The sequence below is a fragment of the Variovorax sp. TBS-050B genome (genome assembly GCF_029893635.1).
In the GTDB taxonomy this organism is placed as follows: Bacteria; Pseudomonadota; Gammaproteobacteria; order Burkholderiales; family Burkholderiaceae_C; genus Variovorax.
The window spans coordinates 936,784-952,027 of record NZ_JARXYR010000002.1 but is presented as its reverse complement, the minus strand read 5'-3'; the positions used below and the strand labels follow the sequence as shown (position 1 = coordinate 952,027).

The window sequence follows — 15,244 nt, the reverse complement described above, 5'->3', positions numbered from 1 at the left end:
CGGGGGCGCCAAACCTCTCTTGCATAACCGTCTTCGCGGCGTGCATAAGAGATGGCGCGGCGGGCGCGAGGGGTCTATCGTGGCGGGCATCCGTTCAACCAAGGTACTTCCATGAGTGAAAAGCTCTCCTTCGTCAACCCGACCGCCAACAGCCCCTGGGGCACGTACCTCTCGCAGGTCGACCGCGTGGTGCCGTACCTCGGCCCGCTGGCCCGCTGGGTCGAGACGCTCAAGCGTCCCAAGCGCGCGCTGATCGTCGACGTGCCGATCGAGATGGACGACGGCACCATCGCCCACTTCGAGGGCTACCGCGTGCAGCACAACATGAGCCGCGGCCCGGGCAAGGGCGGCATCCGCTTCCACCCCGACGTCACGCTCGAGGAAGTGATGGCGCTGTCGGCCTGGATGACCATCAAGACCGCGGCCGTGAACCTGCCCTACGGCGGCGCCAAGGGCGGCATCCGCGTCGATCCCAAGAAGCTCTCGCAGCAGGAGCTCGAGAAGATCACGCGCCGCTACACCAGCGAGATCGGCATCATCATCGGCCCGCACACCGACATTCCCGCACCCGACGTGAACACCAACGCGCAGATCATGGCGTGGATGATGGACACCTACTCGATGAACGTCGGCGGCACCGCCACCGGCGTGGTCACCGGCAAGCCGCTGCACCTGGGCGGCTCGCTCGGGCGCGTCAAGGCCACGGGCCGCGGCGTGTTCGTCACCGGGCGCGAGGCGGCGCGCCGGCTCGGCCTCGACCTGCGCGGCGCGCGCATCGCGGTGCAGGGCTTCGGCAACGTGGGCTCGGTCGCGGCCGAGCTCTTCGCCGAGGCGGGCGCCAAGATCGTCGCGGTGCAGGACCACACCGGCACCATCGTCAATCCCAACGGCCTCGACCTCTCCAAGCTGGTGCCGATCTCGCGCACCGACGGCGTGGTGGGCTTCAAGGCCGGCGGCGACATCGTGCCCAACGAGGACTTCTGGAGCGTGGCCTGCGACATCCTGATTCCGGCCGCACTCGAAGGCCAGATCACCGCCGAGCGCGCCAAGACCACCACCGCCAGGCTGGTGCTCGAAGGCGCCAATGGCCCCACCGTGCCGACGGCCGACGACATCCTCGCCGAGCGCGGCGTGCTGGTGGTGCCCGACGTGATCTGCAACGCCGGCGGCGTGACCGTGAGCTACTTCGAATGGGTGCAGGACTTCTCGTCTTTCTTCTGGGACGAGGACGAGATCAACGTGCGCCTCGACCGCATCATGATGAACGCGCTCAACCAGATCTGGGACACGGCCGACAAGCACAAGATCACGCTGCGCACCGCCACCTACGCGGTGGCCTGCGAGCGCATCCTCATGGCGCGCCAGGAACGCGGCCTCTACCCCTGAGCCCGCAGCCCCGACGCGGCTTGGTACGCTCGGGGCGATGCATTCCGCTCTTCCCGCCCTTCCTCTTCCGGCCGACAGCCGCGCGCGCCTGCAGGCCTTGATGGCCGGCGGCGGGCGCCGGCTGCTCGGGCTCGTCGGCGCACCGGGCGCGGGCAAGTCGACGCTCGCGGCCGCGCTGCTGCAGGCGGTGGGCGCCGAGCGCGCGCAGGTCGTGCCGATGGACGGCTTCCACCTTGCCAACGTCGAGCTGCAGCGGCTCGGCCGCGCCGCGCGCAAGGGTGCGCCCGACACCTTCGATGCCGCGGGCTACGTGGCGCTGCTCGCGCGGCTGCGCGCGCAGCAGGAGGGCGACCCGATCGTCTACGCGCCCGAGTTCCGCCGCGAGATCGAGGAGCCGATCGCCGGCGCGATCGCGGTGCTGCCGCAGACGCGCCTGGTCATCACCGAAGGCAACTACCTGCTGCACGACGAAGGCGCCTGGGCCGGCGCGGCCGCGCTGCTCGACGAGGTCTGGTACGTGGACATCGACGACGCGCTGCGCGAGGCGCGCCTGGTCGCGCGCCACCAGCAGTTCGGCCGCAGCGCCGAGGCGGCGCGCGAGTGGGTGGCGCGCACCGACGCGCCCAATGCGCGGCTGATCGCCGCCACGCGGCACCGCGCGCACCACGTGCTGCGCTGGGCCTGAGAAAAATCGCGGGCGCGCCGGGAACGCGGACCGCACCGCCACGCTCGAAGGCTCGCCGGCGCCCGAGCGCCGGTTAGGATTCGCCGCGCCATGCCGACCATGCTCTCCCGCCATTCCCTTCTCGTGCTCTGTCTTTCTTCCGTGCTGCTGCTCGCCGCCTGCGGCAGCGCCTCGCGCCGCGTGGCGTACGACACGGAAGAATTCGACTCCACCACCACCCACACCCGCACCTATGCGGCCACCGAGGCCCAGACCTGCGAGGCCGCGCGCCGCGCGCTGCTGAGCCAGGGCTACATGGTCAACGCGGCCAACGCCGACCTCGTGACCGGCCGCAAGAACTTCCAGCCTGCGCCCGAGGTGCATGTGGAGGTCGAGTTCCGCGTGGTCTGCGCCGGCGAGGGCGGCCGCTCCGGCCGCAAGAGCACCGTGGCCTTCGCGACCGCGCTGCAGGACCGCTACGGCATCAAGAAGGTCAACAACTCGGCGAGCCTGGGCGTGGGCGCGATCGGCTCGCTCTCGCTGCCGTTCGCGGGCAGCGACGACGCGATGGTCAAGGTGGCGAGCGAAACCCTGACCGACGAGCGCTTCTACGACCGCTTCTTCACCCTGCTCGACCGCTTCCTGCAGGGCGGCGGACCCGACGCGCCGCCCGACGTGCCGGCCGAGGCGCCGCCCGGCCCGGCCACCAGCTTTCCGGTGCCGCCCTCGCCGAACCGCGGCTGAGGCGGCCGCGCAACGGGCGCGCGCGGTGTCCCCGAAATTGAAAACGCCCCCACTAGAATGATCGAAAACCAAACGATCCGGAAGAGGGGCCATGCAAGGGCAATCGGAGGACGCGCGCTATGCGCCGCCGCAATCTCGCGTCGAGGATGTGGTGCAGCCGGGCGGGCAGCCCGTTGAACTCGCATCGCGCGGCAAGCGCTTTCTGGCGGCCATGCTCGATGGCGGCATCGCCGTCGGCGTGATCTGGCTGCTCTCGGTGTTCACGCCGCTCGATCTCTGGGCGGACGACGGCCGCAGCCTCTGGGCGCCCCAGGTCGAAGGAGCCCTGGCGGGCTTCCTCATCTACCTCGCGCTGCACGGCTACCTGCTGGCCACCCGCGGCCAGACCCTCGGCAAGGCGGTCTTCCGCATCCGCATCGCGCGGCCCGACGGCACCAGGCCCTCGCTCGGCCGCATCCTCGGCCTGCGCGAGAGCCTGCAGTTCCTGACCGCCGCGATCCCCGCCGTGGGGCAGATCTTCGTGCTGGTCGACTGCCTCTTCATCTTCCGTGCATCGCGCCGCTGCCTGCACGACGACATCGCCGACACCGTGGTGCTGCGGGCCTGAGAAGGCCGGCGACCTGCCTCGTGCGTCTCGACACGCTCCACACCGCCGAAACGCCCGAGGGCATCGCGCTCTCGCTGCGCCCGGCCGGGCTGGTGGCGCGCGGGCTCGCCTACCTGATCGACTTCGGCATCCGGCTCGGCATCTTCATGGCGATCTCGATCACCGTCGGCCTGCTCGGCAAGATGGGCGCCGGCATCCTGCTCATCAGCTACTTCTGCCTCGAGTGGTTCTACCCGGTGCTGTTCGAGCTCACGCGCGCGGCGGCCACGCCCGGCAAGCGGGTGATGGGGCTGCGCGTGGTCATGGATTCCGGCCTGCCGGTCACGCCCGCGGCCTCGCTCACGCGCAACCTGCTGCGCGCGGCCGATTTCGTGCCGGCCTTCTACGGCGCCGGCATCGTGTCGATGCTCTGGCGGCGCGACAGCAAGCGGCTCGGCGACCTGGCGGCCGGCACGCTGGTGGTGTTCAGCGACCAGGTGAGCCTGCACGGCGAGGTGCCGGTGGCCGAGCCGCAGGCGCCCGCGCGCGCGCTGTCGGCGCGCGAGCAGGCGGCCGTGGTGTCCTGGGCCGGCCGTGCGCGGCGGCTCACGCCCGAGCGGCTGGACGAGCTCGCGCGCCTGGCCGAACCGGTGCTCGGGCCCGGCGTGCACGGCGCCAGCGCCTCGCAGCGGCTGCTCGGCGTGGCGCAATGGGTGCTCGGCCGCCGCGGAGGCGCGCGATGACGCCGCTCGATTTCGAGGCCGCCTACGCGCCGCTCTGGGCCGAGCTCGAAGCCGTGGTCGCCGCGGCCGAGACCCGGCGCAGGTTCGACGGCGCCCGCCTGGCGACCCTTTACCGCCGCGTGTGCGAGCACCTCGCGCTGGCGCAGGCCCGCGCCTATCCGATCCACCTGACGCAGCGGCTCGAAGGCCTGACGCAGAGCGCCCACCGGCTCATCTACCGCCGCCACGACTACGGCCTCGCGCGCCTCGGCCGGCTCGTGCTGGTCGACTTCCCGCAGGCGGTGCGCGCCCACCGCGGCTACCTGCTCGCGGCGGCGCTGCTGTTCCTGGTGCCGCTGCTCGCGGCCGGCTGGGCGGCCTGGCGCGACCCGGGCTTCATCCTGCACCTGCTCGACGCCGGCGAGGTGCAGCAGTTCGACGGCATGTACGGCGACCGCAGCGAGGCCCTCGGCCGCACGCGCGACGCCGGCGACGACTGGCAGATGTTCGGCTTCTACGTGATGCACAACATCGGCATCGGCTTCCGCTGCTTCGCGGCCGGGCTTTTCGCGGGCGTCGGCAGCGCCTTCGTGCTGGTGTTCAACGGCACGCAGATCGGCGCGGTCGGCGGCTACCTGATCGGCGCCGGGCATGCGCGCAACTTCCTGTCCTTCGTCGTCACCCATTCGGCCTTCGAGCTCACCGCCATCGTGCTCGCCGGCGCCGCGGGCCTGCGGCTCGGCCATTCCTGGCTCGCGCCCGGACGCCACACCCGGCTGGAGGCGCTGCGGCTGGCCGCGCGGCATGCGGTGGTGGTGGTCTACGGCGTGGTCGGGCTGCTGCTGGTGGCCGCGGCGGTCGAGGCCTTCTGGTCCTCCGCGCGCTGGATCACGCCGGCCGTGAAGTACGGCGTTGGCGGCGCCTGCTGGGCGCTGGTGCTGGCCTACCTCGGCTGGCAGGGCCGGCCGCGCGCGGCGGCCGATGCCGCCGCAAGGCCCGCCGCCGGGGGGCGCCATGCAGGTTGACGGCCTCGCGATCGTGCTGCGTCCACGGCCGATGGCCGAGGCGGCGGACCTGGGCGCCACGCTGGTGCGCCGCCATGCGCGCTCGGTCTGGGGCACCTACCTGCCGGTGCATGCCGTGGTGGTGGCGCTCGCGCTCTGCACCGTCGAGATCGCCGGCTGGCTGCCCGGGCTCGTGATCTTCTGGCTCAAGCCGTGGCTGGACCGCAGCCTGCTTTTCGTGCTGTCGCGCGCGGTGTTCGGCGAAGGCACGCGCTGGCGCGACCTGTGGGCGCGGCGGCGGCAGGTCTGGGGCGGCCAGTGGCTGCGCACGCTGCTGTGGCGCCGCTTCTCGCCCTGGCGCTCGTTCACGCAGGCGATCGACCAGCTCGAAGGCCAGCGCGGCAGCGCACGCCGCAAGCGCCGCGCGCAGCTGCTGCACGGCCGGCGCGGCGCGGCCGGCTGCATGCAGCTGGTGTTCGCGCATGTGGAAATGGCGCTCTACCTCTGCGTGATGTCGCTGCTCGTCTGGTTCGCGCCCGAGGGCGATGCGCGCGAGGTCATGAACTGGCTGCTGGCGTCCGAAGGCACGGTGGAGAGCCTGCTCGTCGCCACGGCGTACGCTCTGGTGGTCGGCCTGCTCGAGCCGTTCTACGTGGCGGCCGGCTTCGCGATGTACCTGAACCGGCGCGTGGAGCTCGAGGCCTGGGACATCGAGCAGGAGTTCCGGCATGGCTTCCGCTGACCTCCGGCGGCGCCTGGGCGCCGTCGTGCTCGCCGCGCTGTGCGCATGCGGCGCAGCGGCGGCCGCCGCGGCCGCGCCCGATCCGCTGCCCACGCGCGAGCAGGTGCGCGCCGCGGCCGAGCGCCTTCGTGCCGATCCGCACATGCCCGGCACCAGGACCGAGAAGAGCCTGCGCTTCAAGCCGCGCGACGAGGACGAGGACAAGAAGAAGGCCGACAGCGACGCCGGCAGCCTCGACTGGCTGCGCGACTTCGCGAAGACCGTCGCCGAAGGCGCGCGCTGGCTCATCTGGGGGCTGGCCGCGCTGGCCTTCGCCTGGATCGTGGTGCGCATCCACCGCTGGATGCGGGTGCGCGCCACCGGCGGCAGGCCGCGCGGCGAAGCCCTGCCGAGCCACGTCGGCAGCCTGGACATCCGGCCCGAAACCCTGCCCGACGACATCGGCAATGCGGCCGCCACGCTCTGGCAGCGCGGCCAGCATCGCGCGGCGCTGTCGCTGCTGTACCGCGGCGCGCTGTCGCGCATCGTGCACCTGCACGGCGTGCCGGTGCGCGCCGCGAGCACCGAGGACGAATGCGTGGCGCTCGCCGCGCCGCGCCTGGCGCCGGGGCCGCAGGCCTTTCTCGCGCGGCTGGTCGGCGCCTGGCAGCTCGCGGCCTACGGCGGCCGGCTGCCGGCCACCGCCGACGTGCTGGCGCTGTGCGCCGGGTTCGCGCAGAACCTCGGCGCGCCGGCCGAGGCTCCCCCCGCGGCAGACGGGGTGCCCGCGTGAACGCCTGGGTGGTCCGCATCGCGGTGGTGCTGGCGCTGGGGCTCGCCGGCGCCTGGCTGGTGTCGGCCACCGAGTGGGCCGATACCGAGGTGCCCACGCCCGCGAGCGGCGAAGCGCGCACCAATCTGCTGTACGGCGTGCAGGGCCTGCTGCGCGAGCTGGGCGCGAAGGTGGTCAAGCGCCAGAGCCTGGACGCGATGCCGCCGCCCGATGCACGGCTGGTGCTCGCGTCGCGGCACTGGGACATGTTCCCGGAGCGCGCCGGGCGCCTGCGCGCCTGGGTCGAGGAGGAGGGCGGCCACCTCGTGATGCCCGCCCATCTGCTCGACGACGACATGCTCGACAGCTGGGTGCCGCTGGCCGAGGTCGACTGGACGCGCGTCGGCAGGAAGAACAGGAAGGGCGACGACGCGGATGACGAGGCGCCGCAGGACGAGGCCGACGAAGCCGACGACACCCCCGCGCCGCCGAAGACGCCGCAGGCCCTGCGCGGCAAGCGCGAGAAGGACGGCGACTGCCACGAGGTCGTCGAACCCTATGCGCTGCCCGCGAGCTTTGCGGGCGGCCGCGTGTTCCGCCTCTGCGCCGCGTACACCACCCGGCAGTACCTGCCCGCGGACGAGGACGAACTGCCGCTGTGGGCGGTGGAGGCGCCGCGGGGCATCGAGGCCATCCGCGTGCGCGTCGGCCGCGGCTCGGTCACGGTCATGCCCTGGGGCGTGCTCCACAACCGGAACCTGCTGCGCGGCGACAACGCGCTGTTCGCCGCGGCCGCGCTGCAGGCCCGCGCCGGCAGCGAGGTCTGGTTCGTCACCGAGGAAGCGCGCGAACCCTTCCTGAAGTGGCTCTGGCACCAGGGCTGGGTCGCGATCGTCGCGGGCCTGCTCGCGCTGGTGGCGGCGCTCTGGCGCGGGGCCGTGCGCTTCGGGCCGCTGGCGCCCTCGGCCGGCACGCACCGGCGCTCGATGGCCGAGCAGGTGCGCGGCACCTCGGCCTTCCTGAACGTCCACGGCAACGGCGCGCTGCATGCCGCGCAGGTGCGCGCGCTGAACGAAGCGGCCGCGCGCCATCTGCGGCATCACGCGCAGCGCAATGCCGGGGCACGCGCAGCCGCGATCGCGCAGGCCACGGGGCTGCAGGCGGCCGCGCTGGAGCGCGCGCTCGCCACGCGCGCGCGCAGCCCCGAGGCGATGGCGGTCGACCTCGAACTGCTCGAGACCGCGCGCCGCCGGCTCGAGGCCGGTGGCCGCGCACCGTCGTCGCCTTCTTCTTCCTCCTCATCCTGAACCGAGAGAACCCATGCAAGCCATCTCCCCCGAAGAACTGACACGCGCCTCCCAGTGGCTGCAGGCGCTTCGCGCCGAAGTCGGCCGGGCCGTGGTCGGCCAGCTCGAAGCGGTCGACCAGACGCTGGTGGCGCTGGTCGCCTCCGGCCACGTGCTGATCGAAGGCGTGCCGGGGCTCGGCAAGACGCTGCTCGCCCGTGCGCTCGCGCAGGCGATGACGCTGCGCTACGCGCGGGTGCAGTTCACGCCCGACCTCATGCCCTCGGACATCACGGGCCATTCGGTGCTCGATCCCTCGCAGCGCGGCGACGGCGGCATCGGCACGCTGCGCGTGCACCAGGGGCCGGTCTTCACCAACCTGCTGCTGGCCGACGAGATCAACCGCGCGCCGGCCAAGACCCAGAGCGCGCTGCTCGAAGTGATGCAGGAATACCAGGTCACGCTCGAAGGCCGGGCGCTGCCGCTGCCGCGGCCCTTCATGGTGATGGCCACGCAGAACCCGATCGACACCGAAGGCACCTACCCGCTGCCCGAGGCGCAGCTCGACCGCTTCCTGCTGAAGATCGACATCGGCTTTCCGAGCCATGCGGAAGAGAACGCGATCGTGCAGCTCACCACGCTGCAGCGCGCGGGCAACCAGTTCCCGCTCGAAGCGGTCACGCCCTGCCTGGACGAGGCGCAGGTGGTCGAGCTGCAGCGGCTCGCCTGCCTGGTGACGGCCGACGCGCGCGTGATCGACTATGCCGTGCGCATCGCGCGCGCCACGCGCGACTGGCCGGGGCTCTCCTCGGGCGCCGGCCCGCGCGGCACCATGGCGCTGGTGCGCGCCGCGCGCGCCGCCGCGCTGATGGCCGGGCGCGACTTCATCACGCCCGACGACGTCGCGCGCCAGGCGCTGCCGGCGCTGCGGCACCGCGTGATGATCTCGCCCGATGCGCAGCTCGAGGGCGCGAGCGTCGACGGCCTGCTGCGCGCCGCGCGCGACAGCGTCGAAGCGCCGAGGCTATGAGCCCGCCGATGAAGGGAGCGCGCCTTCGATGACGCGCGTCGTTCCCGTCCCCTCGCGCGCGCTGGTGTGGGTGCTGGCGGGCGCGGCCGTGGCCGCCGTCGCCGCGCTGCTGCTGGGCGTGCCGGTGGAACGGGTGGCGCAGGCGGCCGGGGTGGCGCTGGTGCTCGGGCTCGCGGGCGCGGGCTTCGATCTCTGGCGCAGCTGGCGGCTCTGGCGCGCGGCGCCGCTGCGCGTCGAGCGCACGCTGCCGGGCGCCTTCTCGATCGGCGTGCCGACGGTGCTGACGCTGGCGCTCGTCAACGAGGGCGCGCATGGCTGGGAGGTGTCGGTGTTCGACGGACTCGATGCGCACTTCGCGTTCGAGGGCCTGCCGCAGACGGTGACGGTGCCGCCGGCCTCGCGGCGCGTGCTGCAGTACACCGCGACCGCCACGCTGCGCGGCGTGGCGCAGTTCGACGCCACGCAGATCCGCTGGCGCACGCGCGCGGGCTGCTTCGAGCTGCGGCAGACGCTCGGTGCGCCGCGGCGCGTGCGGGTGTATCCCAACTTCGCGGCGCTCGCGCGCTATGCGTGGCTCTCGGGCGACCGGCGCCTCGCGCAGATCGGCATCAAGACCTATGCGCAGCGCGGCCTGGGCACCGACTTCCGCCAGCTCGCCGACTACCGCACCGGCGATTCGCTGCGGCACATCGACTGGAAGGCCACGCTGCGCCATCGCCGCCCGATCGTGCGCGAGTACCAGGACGACCGCGACCAGTGCGTGTTCTTCCTGCTCGACTGCGGCCGCCGCATGCGCGCCGACGAGACCGGCACCGCCGAACAGGCCGGCAGCCATTTCGACGAAGCGCTCAACGCGCTGATGCTGCTGAGCTACGTGGCGCTGAAGGAGGGCGACGAGGTCGGCGCCATGACCTTCGGCTGCCCGCTCGCCGAACGGCGCGACTTCGCGCCGCGCAAGGGCACGGCCACGCTCAACGCGCTGATGAACCGGCTGCACGACATCCAGCCCGGTGCCACGCATTCGGACTACCTGCTCGCGGCGCAGCGGCTGCTGCAGGTGCAGCGGCGCCGTGCGCTGGTGATCGTGCTGACCAACTTCCGCGACGAGGATGCGGCCGAGCTGCGCCCCGCGGTCAAGCTGCTGCGCCGCAACCACCTCGTGCTGGTCGCGAGCCTGCGCGAGCGCGTGCTCGGGCGCATCGCGCGCCAGCCGCTCGCGCAGGCGAGCGATGCCGTCGAGGTCGCGGCGGCCCATCTGTTCGAGCAGTCGCGCCGCGACGCCTTCGCGCGCGTGGTCGGCAACGATCCGCTGTCGGTCGACGTCGAGCCCGCCGGCCTGGCGGTGGCGTTGGTGAACCGCTACCACGCCGTCAAGCGGGCTGGCCTTCTTTGAGTCGCACTGTTCAAATCCCTTCCCATAACCAACCCCGAGGAGTGAGCCCATGTCATCAGAGCAAGCAATCAATCCCTACGCCGCGCCCGGCGCCACCGTGGCCGACGTCTACGAAGACAGCGCGGGCGTGCAGCCCGTGAAGCTGTGGTCCGCCAAGGGGCGGATCGGGCGGGTGCGCTTTCTGGCGTACATGTTCTATTCGTACGCGCTGTTCATGCTGGCGGCCATGGTGCTGGGCGGCGTGATCGGCTTCACCGGTTTCAAGGGCGGCGAGGCGGCGATCAGCATCATCACCCTGGTGCTCGCGATCCCGTACCTCGTGTTCTACGTGCTGACCGGCATCCAGCGCTCGCACGACATGGACTGGTCGGGCTGGACGCTGCTGCTGGCGCTGATTCCGCTGGTCGCGCTGATCTGGATCTTCAAGCCGGGCACGCAGGGCAGCAACCGCTTCGGCGCGCCGCCGCCGCCGAACACGCTCAGCGTGATCATCGGCGCATGGCTGCTGCCGGCCATCGCCATCGTCGGCATCATCGCCGCGATCGCGCTGCCGGCGATGCAGCGCTGAGGCCCGTCTTCAGCGCACCAGCGTCGACTTGCCGAACAGGCTCTCGATCAGCTCGACGGCCACCTCGGCCGTCTGGTTGCGCACGTCGAGCGCCGGATTGAGCTCCACCACGTCCACCGAGCCGAGGCGGCCGGTGTCGGCGATCATCTCCATGCACAGCTGCATCTCGCGGTAGGTCGGCCCGCCGCGCACGCCGGTGCCCACGCCGGGCGCGATGCCGGGGTCGAGGCAGTCGAGGTCGAAGCTCACGTGCAGGTGCGTGTCCTCGTCCACGTCCTGCAGCGCCTCGGTCATGGTGGTGCGCATGCCGTGCTCGTCGATGTGGCGCATGTCGAACACATGCAGCCCGAGCGTGCGGATCGCCTCCTTCTCGTCGGCATCGACGCTGCGGATGCCGATGAAGCGGATCGCGTCGTGCTCGATCGCGGCGCGCTCGCCGCTCCAGCCGGTGAGCACCGCGGGGCCATGGCCCAGCAGGCACGACACCGGCATGCCGTGCAGGTTGCCGCTCGGGCTCGTGGTCTCGGTGTTGACGTCGGAGTGCGCATCGAGCCACAGCACGCGCAGCTTGCGGCCGCGCCGGCGCGCATGCCAGGCCACGGCGCTGATCGAGCCGATCGCGAGGCAGTGGTCGCCGCCCATCATCAGCGGCAGGTGGCCGGTGCCGAGTGCGCTGTCGACCGCGGCATAGACCGCGCGGTTCCAGGCGATCACCTCGTCGAGATGGCGCAGGCCGTTGGCCGGCAGCGTCCACGGCGTGGCCGGCCCGGCGAGGTTGCCGCGGTCGATCACCTGATAGCCCTGCGCCGCCAGCGCGTCCGGCAGGCCCGCCACGCGCAGCGCGTCGGGCCCCATGCCGGCGCCGCGCACGCTGGCGCCCACGTCGGTGGGCGCGCCGATCAGTTCGAGGGTGGTGCCGTTCATGCCGTTCGCCCGATGTGCTGCCAGAGGTACATGTAGCCCAGCGCATCCATGAAGGCCGCGGCCTTGTTGTCGGCCGCCGCGCTGTGGCCGCCTTCCATGTTCTCGTAGAACGCGACGTCATGGCCCATGGCCGCGAGCTTCGCGTACATCTTGCGCGCATGCACCGGCCCCACGCGGTCGTCGCGCGTGGAGGTGGTGAAGAGCGCGGGCGGATAGGCCTGCCCGGGCTTCGCGTTCTCGTAGGGCGAGAAGGCCTGGATCCAGGCCCATTCCTCGGCCACCTCCGGGTCGCCGTATTCGGCGATCCACGAGGCGCCGGCCGACAGCTGCGTGTAGCGCCGCATGTCGAGCAGCGCCACCTCGCTCACGATCGCGCCGTAGAGCTGCGGATAGAGCGTGAGCATGTTGCCCATCAGCAGGCCGCCGTTGCTGCCACCCATCGCGCCCAGGTGCCGGGGCGAGGTGATGTTGCGGGCGAACAGGTGCTCGGACACGGCCGCGAAGTCCTCGCAGGTGCGCAGGCGGTTCTGCTGCAGCGCGGCCTGGTGCCAGCGCGGGCCGTACTCGCCGCCGCCGCGGATGTTGGCGACCACGTAGACGCCGCCCTGATCGAGCCAGGCGCGGCCGATGCTGCCGCTGTAGCTCGGCTGCAGCGAGACCTCGAAGCCGCCGTAGGCGTACTGCAGCGTCGGGTTGCGGCCGTCGGCCCGCAGGTCCTTGGGCGCGATCTCGAAATAGGGCACGCGCGTGCCGTCCTTCGAGGTCGCGAAATGCTGGCTCACGCGGTAGCGCGAGGCATCGAAGAAGGCCGGGCTGTCCTTGAGCGGCTCGGGCTCGCCGCGCCCGATGGTGCCGATGTAGAGCGTGGTCGGCTGGAGAAAGCCGCTCACCGTGAGGAAGTAGTCGTCGTTCTCGTCCTCGTCGATGCCGCCGGCCGCGATGGTCGAGAGCGCGGGCGCGCCGCCCAGGCGCTCGCGCTTCCACGGCTGCTGGCCGGGCTGCGGCGTGAGCACTTCGAGTTCGTTCACCACGTCGCGCATCACGTTCAGGATCAGGTGGTGGCGGGTCCACGAATGGCTGTCGAGCGCGGTGGTGTCGCCGGGCTCGAACAGCACCGTCAACTCGCGCCGGCCGGCCATGTAGTCGTCGAAGCGGGTGGCCACCAGCGAGCCCGGCGCGTAGGTGGCGCCGCCCACGGTCCAGGGGCTGCGCGGCTCGACGAGCATCCACTCGCGCGTGATGTCGATGTTCGCATCGTCGGGCACGTCGACCTTCGCCAGCCGGCCGTCCGGCGCGCGCAGCCAGGTCTCGCTGTCGTAGAAGTCCATCTGGCGCGAGACGAAGTCGCGCTCGAAGCCCGGCGTGGTGTCGCGCCATGCGCTGGCCATCATGTCGTCGGCGCCGGCCTCGTACACCGTCGCCGCGCTCTCGAGCGGCGTGCCGCGCCGCCATTCCTTCACGATGCGCGGATAGCTCGAGGTGGTCATCGAGCCGGGGCCGAAGTCGGTGGCCACGTAGAGATGGTCGATGTCCTTCCATGCCACGCTGCTCTTGGCCTCGGGCAGCGCGAAGCCGTCGGCCACGAACTGCCTGTGTTCGAGGTCGAACTCGCGCACCACTTCCGCATCGGCACCGCCGCGCGAGAGCGAGACCAGGCAGCGCTTGTACGCGGGCTGCAGGCACTGGGCGCCGTGCCAGACCCAGTTCTCGCCTTCGGCCTCGGCGAGCGCATCGAGATCGATCACGCATTCCCATTCGGGCTGCGGCTTGCGGTATTCGGCCAGCGTGGTGCGCCGCCACAGGCCCTTCGGGTTCTTCCTGTCGCGCCAGAAGTTGTAGAAGAACGGCCCGATCTTGCGCACCATCGGAATGCGGTCGTCCGCGTCGAGCACTTCGAGGATGCCCTCGGCCATGCGCTCGAAGGCGGGCGACTGCGCATAGCGCTGCACGGTCTTGGCGTTGTGCGCGCGCGCCCAGGCGAGCGGCTCGTCGCCGTCGATGTCCTCGAGCCAGAGGTACGGGTCGGACGGTGTGGAAGCGTTGGCGGTCATGCGCCCAGTGTACGAAGCCTGGGCGAAGACGGCATGACCACCCGGGTCCGCGCCGTGGTCAGCCGCCCGGCCGCTGCATCTTGCAGTCCGTGCCCTGGGCGAGCTCGTTGCCGGTGTAGACCGCGTCGGTGCGGAAGCCGTAGTCGGTGCCTTCCCAGCCCGTCCTGACCGCCTTGCCATCGACCGGCGCGATGGTGTTGACCACCTGCGGCAGCAGCAGCTGGTGGTCCTCGGCGCGCATGCGCACCGGGCCCACCACCGAGTCGAAGCGCATGTCCTCCAGCGCATGCGCCACCTTGACCGTGTCGGTGCTGCCGGCTTTGTCGATCGCGGCGGCCAGCATGCGCGGCGTGAGGTCGATGCGCGGCGCGAGGAAGTCCTTGCCGGTCTTGGCCTTGTAGGCCTTGGCGAGCGCATCCGCGCGCGGCGTGCCGGCCTGGCCCGGATGCCATTCGGCGACCCAGGTGAGCTGCCCCGTCTTGGCCTGCGACACCGCGAGCACCGTGCCGGGCACCGAGCCCGCGCTGTGGTTGAAGTAGCGCAGGTTGTGGCCCGCATCGCCCGCGGCCTTGAGCAGCAGCGTCATGTCCTGGCCCCAGTTGCCGGTGATCACCGAGTCGGCGCCGCTCTGGCGGATGTTCGCGATGTAGGGCGAGAAGTCCTTCACGCGGCCGATCGGATGCAGCGTCTCGCCGACGAACTGCACGTCCGGCCGCGCCAGGCCCACGAGCTGCCGGCCGTAGCTGGCCCACTGCTTGCCGTGCGCATAGTCCTGGTTCAGCAGGTAGACCTTCTTCACGTCGGGCGTCTTCTTGATGTAGTTGGCCAGCGCCTTCATCTTCATCGCGGTGTTGGCCTCGGTCTGGAAGTGCCAGAAGCTGCAGCCCTTGCCGGTCATCTCGGGATCGATCGACGAGTGGTTCAGAACGATCAGCTCCTTGCCCGGGTTGCGCTGGTTCCAGCGCGCGACCGACTGCACGAGCGCGGTCACCACCGACGAGCCCGAACCGCCCGTGACGATGGCCTTCGCGCCCTGGTCGATCGCCGCCTGCAGCGCGCTCTGGCTCTCCTGCGCCGAAAGCTTGCTGTCGAACTGCAGCAGCTGCAGCTTCGTGCCGCCGAGCACGCCGCCCTTCGCGTTGATCTCCTCGATCGCGAACTGCGTGTGCATCAGCATCAGCTCGCCCACGCTTGGCGAAGGGGCCCGAGAGCGGATCGATGTAGGCCACCTTGTAGGTGGCCTGCTGGGCCTGTGCGGTGGCCGCAAGGCCGAGCAGGGCGGTGAGGGCGAGGGGCGCGAGGCGCGCGGTCTTCGGTGTCATGTCTGTCCGTCTCCGATGTCGTTGTGAAAACTTTCGCGACAGCGCCGCCGCACGCGCGGCTTCTCTTCGCT

General features: G+C 71.6%; 14 protein-coding genes and 1 pseudogene. 12 read left to right on the top strand and 3 right to left on the bottom strand.

What is annotated here, in order from left to right:
• Positions 1-111: 111 nt before the first annotated feature.
• From M2165_RS07475 to M2165_RS07420, 12 genes are all read left to right on the top strand, one after another.
• Positions 112-1,386 carry a Glu/Leu/Phe/Val dehydrogenase gene (locus M2165_RS07475; RefSeq protein WP_280814035.1) on the top strand — a complete coding sequence of 425 codons (1,275 nt, stop codon included), beginning with the start codon at positions 112-114 and terminating at the stop codon, positions 1,384-1,386.
• A 37-nt stretch (positions 1,387-1,423) separates the two neighbouring features.
• Positions 1,424-2,071: a nucleoside/nucleotide kinase family protein gene (locus M2165_RS07470; RefSeq protein WP_280814034.1), complete on the top strand. Its 648-nt coding sequence runs from the start codon at positions 1,424-1,426 to the stop codon at positions 2,069-2,071.
• Positions 2,072-2,161: 90 nt separating this feature from the next.
• The gene (locus M2165_RS07465) at positions 2,162-2,794 is read left to right on the top strand and encodes a DUF2242 domain-containing protein (protein WP_280814033.1); all 633 of its coding nucleotides are present in this window, start codon (positions 2,162-2,164) and stop codon (positions 2,792-2,794) included.
• Positions 2,795-2,885: 91 nt separating this feature from the next.
• A complete protein-coding gene (locus M2165_RS07460) occupies positions 2,886-3,401 on the top strand; it encodes an RDD family protein (RefSeq protein WP_280814032.1) in 516 nt (171 codons plus the stop codon).
• A gap of 20 nt (positions 3,402-3,421) precedes the next feature.
• Complete coding sequence (locus M2165_RS07455) at positions 3,422-4,123, top strand: RDD family protein (protein WP_280814031.1); 702 nt, start codon at positions 3,422-3,424, stop codon at positions 4,121-4,123.
• Positions 4,120-5,127: a stage II sporulation protein M gene (locus M2165_RS07450; protein WP_280814030.1), complete on the top strand. Its 1,008-nt coding sequence runs from the start codon at positions 4,120-4,122 to the stop codon at positions 5,125-5,127. The genes M2165_RS07455 and M2165_RS07450 overlap by 4 nt, the downstream gene beginning before the upstream one ends.
• Positions 5,117-5,848, top strand: a complete 732-nt coding sequence (locus M2165_RS07445; protein ID WP_280814029.1) for a hypothetical protein — start codon at positions 5,117-5,119, stop codon at positions 5,846-5,848. The genes M2165_RS07450 and M2165_RS07445 overlap by 11 nt, the downstream gene beginning before the upstream one ends.
• Positions 5,835-6,620 carry a DUF4129 domain-containing protein gene (locus M2165_RS07440; RefSeq protein WP_280814028.1) on the top strand — a complete coding sequence of 262 codons (786 nt, stop codon included), beginning with the start codon at positions 5,835-5,837 and terminating at the stop codon, positions 6,618-6,620. The genes M2165_RS07445 and M2165_RS07440 overlap by 14 nt, the downstream gene beginning before the upstream one ends.
• Positions 6,617-7,906: a DUF4350 domain-containing protein gene (locus tag M2165_RS07435; protein ID WP_280814027.1), complete on the top strand. Its 1,290-nt coding sequence runs from the start codon at positions 6,617-6,619 to the stop codon at positions 7,904-7,906. Before M2165_RS07440 ends, M2165_RS07435 begins: the two co-directional genes overlap by 4 nt.
• A gap of 13 nt (positions 7,907-7,919) precedes the next feature.
• The gene (locus M2165_RS07430; RefSeq protein WP_280814026.1) at positions 7,920-8,915 is read left to right on the top strand and encodes a MoxR family ATPase; all 996 of its coding nucleotides are present in this window, start codon (positions 7,920-7,922) and stop codon (positions 8,913-8,915) included.
• A 28-nt stretch (positions 8,916-8,943) separates the two neighbouring features.
• Positions 8,944-10,308 carry a DUF58 domain-containing protein gene (locus tag M2165_RS07425; protein ID WP_280814025.1) on the top strand — a complete coding sequence of 455 codons (1,365 nt, stop codon included), beginning with the start codon at positions 8,944-8,946 and terminating at the stop codon, positions 10,306-10,308.
• A 49-nt stretch (positions 10,309-10,357) separates the two neighbouring features.
• Entirely contained in the window at positions 10,358-10,876 is a 519-nt protein-coding gene (locus M2165_RS07420; protein WP_280814024.1) for a DUF805 domain-containing protein, read from the top strand.
• A 9-nt stretch (positions 10,877-10,885) separates the two neighbouring features.
• Here the strand turns inward: M2165_RS07420 and rocF are convergent, their stop codons facing one another.
• From rocF to M2165_RS07405, 3 genes and pseudogenes are all read right to left on the bottom strand, one after another.
• The gene (rocF, locus tag M2165_RS07415; RefSeq protein WP_280814023.1) at positions 10,886-11,800 is read right to left on the bottom strand and encodes an arginase; all 915 of its coding nucleotides are present in this window, start codon (positions 11,798-11,800) and stop codon (positions 10,886-10,888) included.
• Positions 11,797-13,851 carry a prolyl oligopeptidase family serine peptidase gene (locus M2165_RS07410; protein WP_280814022.1) on the bottom strand — a complete coding sequence of 685 codons (2,055 nt, stop codon included), beginning with the start codon at positions 13,849-13,851 and terminating at the stop codon, positions 11,797-11,799. The genes rocF and M2165_RS07410 overlap by 4 nt, the downstream gene beginning before the upstream one ends.
• Before the next feature lie 58 nt (positions 13,852-13,909).
• Positions 13,910-15,173 (bottom strand): annotated as a pseudogene (locus M2165_RS07405) (branched-chain amino acid ABC transporter substrate-binding protein).
• Between the last annotated feature and the right edge of the window lie 71 nt (positions 15,174-15,244).

Excerpts from the sequence above, each read along its gene's own strand:
- M2165_RS07475 (WP_280814035.1), top strand. The coding sequence starts at position 112 with ATGAGTGAAAAGCTCTCCTTCGTCAACCCGACCGCCAACAGCCCCTGG.
- M2165_RS07470 (WP_280814034.1), top strand. The coding sequence starts at position 1,424 with ATGCATTCCGCTCTTCCCGCCCTTCCTCTTCCGGCCGACAGCCGCGCG.
- M2165_RS07465 (WP_280814033.1), top strand. The coding sequence starts at position 2,162 with ATGCCGACCATGCTCTCCCGCCATTCCCTTCTCGTGCTCTGTCTTTCT.
- M2165_RS07460 (WP_280814032.1), top strand. The coding sequence starts at position 2,886 with ATGCAAGGGCAATCGGAGGACGCGCGCTATGCGCCGCCGCAATCTCGC.
- M2165_RS07450 (WP_280814030.1), top strand. The coding sequence starts at position 4,120 with ATGACGCCGCTCGATTTCGAGGCCGCCTACGCGCCGCTCTGGGCCGAG.
- M2165_RS07445 (WP_280814029.1), top strand. The coding sequence starts at position 5,117 with ATGCAGGTTGACGGCCTCGCGATCGTGCTGCGTCCACGGCCGATGGCC.
- M2165_RS07440 (WP_280814028.1), top strand. The coding sequence starts at position 5,835 with ATGGCTTCCGCTGACCTCCGGCGGCGCCTGGGCGCCGTCGTGCTCGCC.
- M2165_RS07430 (WP_280814026.1), top strand. The coding sequence starts at position 7,920 with ATGCAAGCCATCTCCCCCGAAGAACTGACACGCGCCTCCCAGTGGCTG.
- M2165_RS07425 (WP_280814025.1), top strand. The coding sequence starts at position 8,944 with ATGACGCGCGTCGTTCCCGTCCCCTCGCGCGCGCTGGTGTGGGTGCTG.
- M2165_RS07420 (WP_280814024.1), top strand. The coding sequence starts at position 10,358 with ATGTCATCAGAGCAAGCAATCAATCCCTACGCCGCGCCCGGCGCCACC.
- rocF (WP_280814023.1), bottom strand. The coding sequence starts at position 11,800 with ATGAACGGCACCACCCTCGAACTGATCGGCGCGCCCACCGACGTGGGC.
- M2165_RS07410 (WP_280814022.1), bottom strand. The coding sequence starts at position 13,851 with ATGACCGCCAACGCTTCCACACCGTCCGACCCGTACCTCTGGCTCGAG.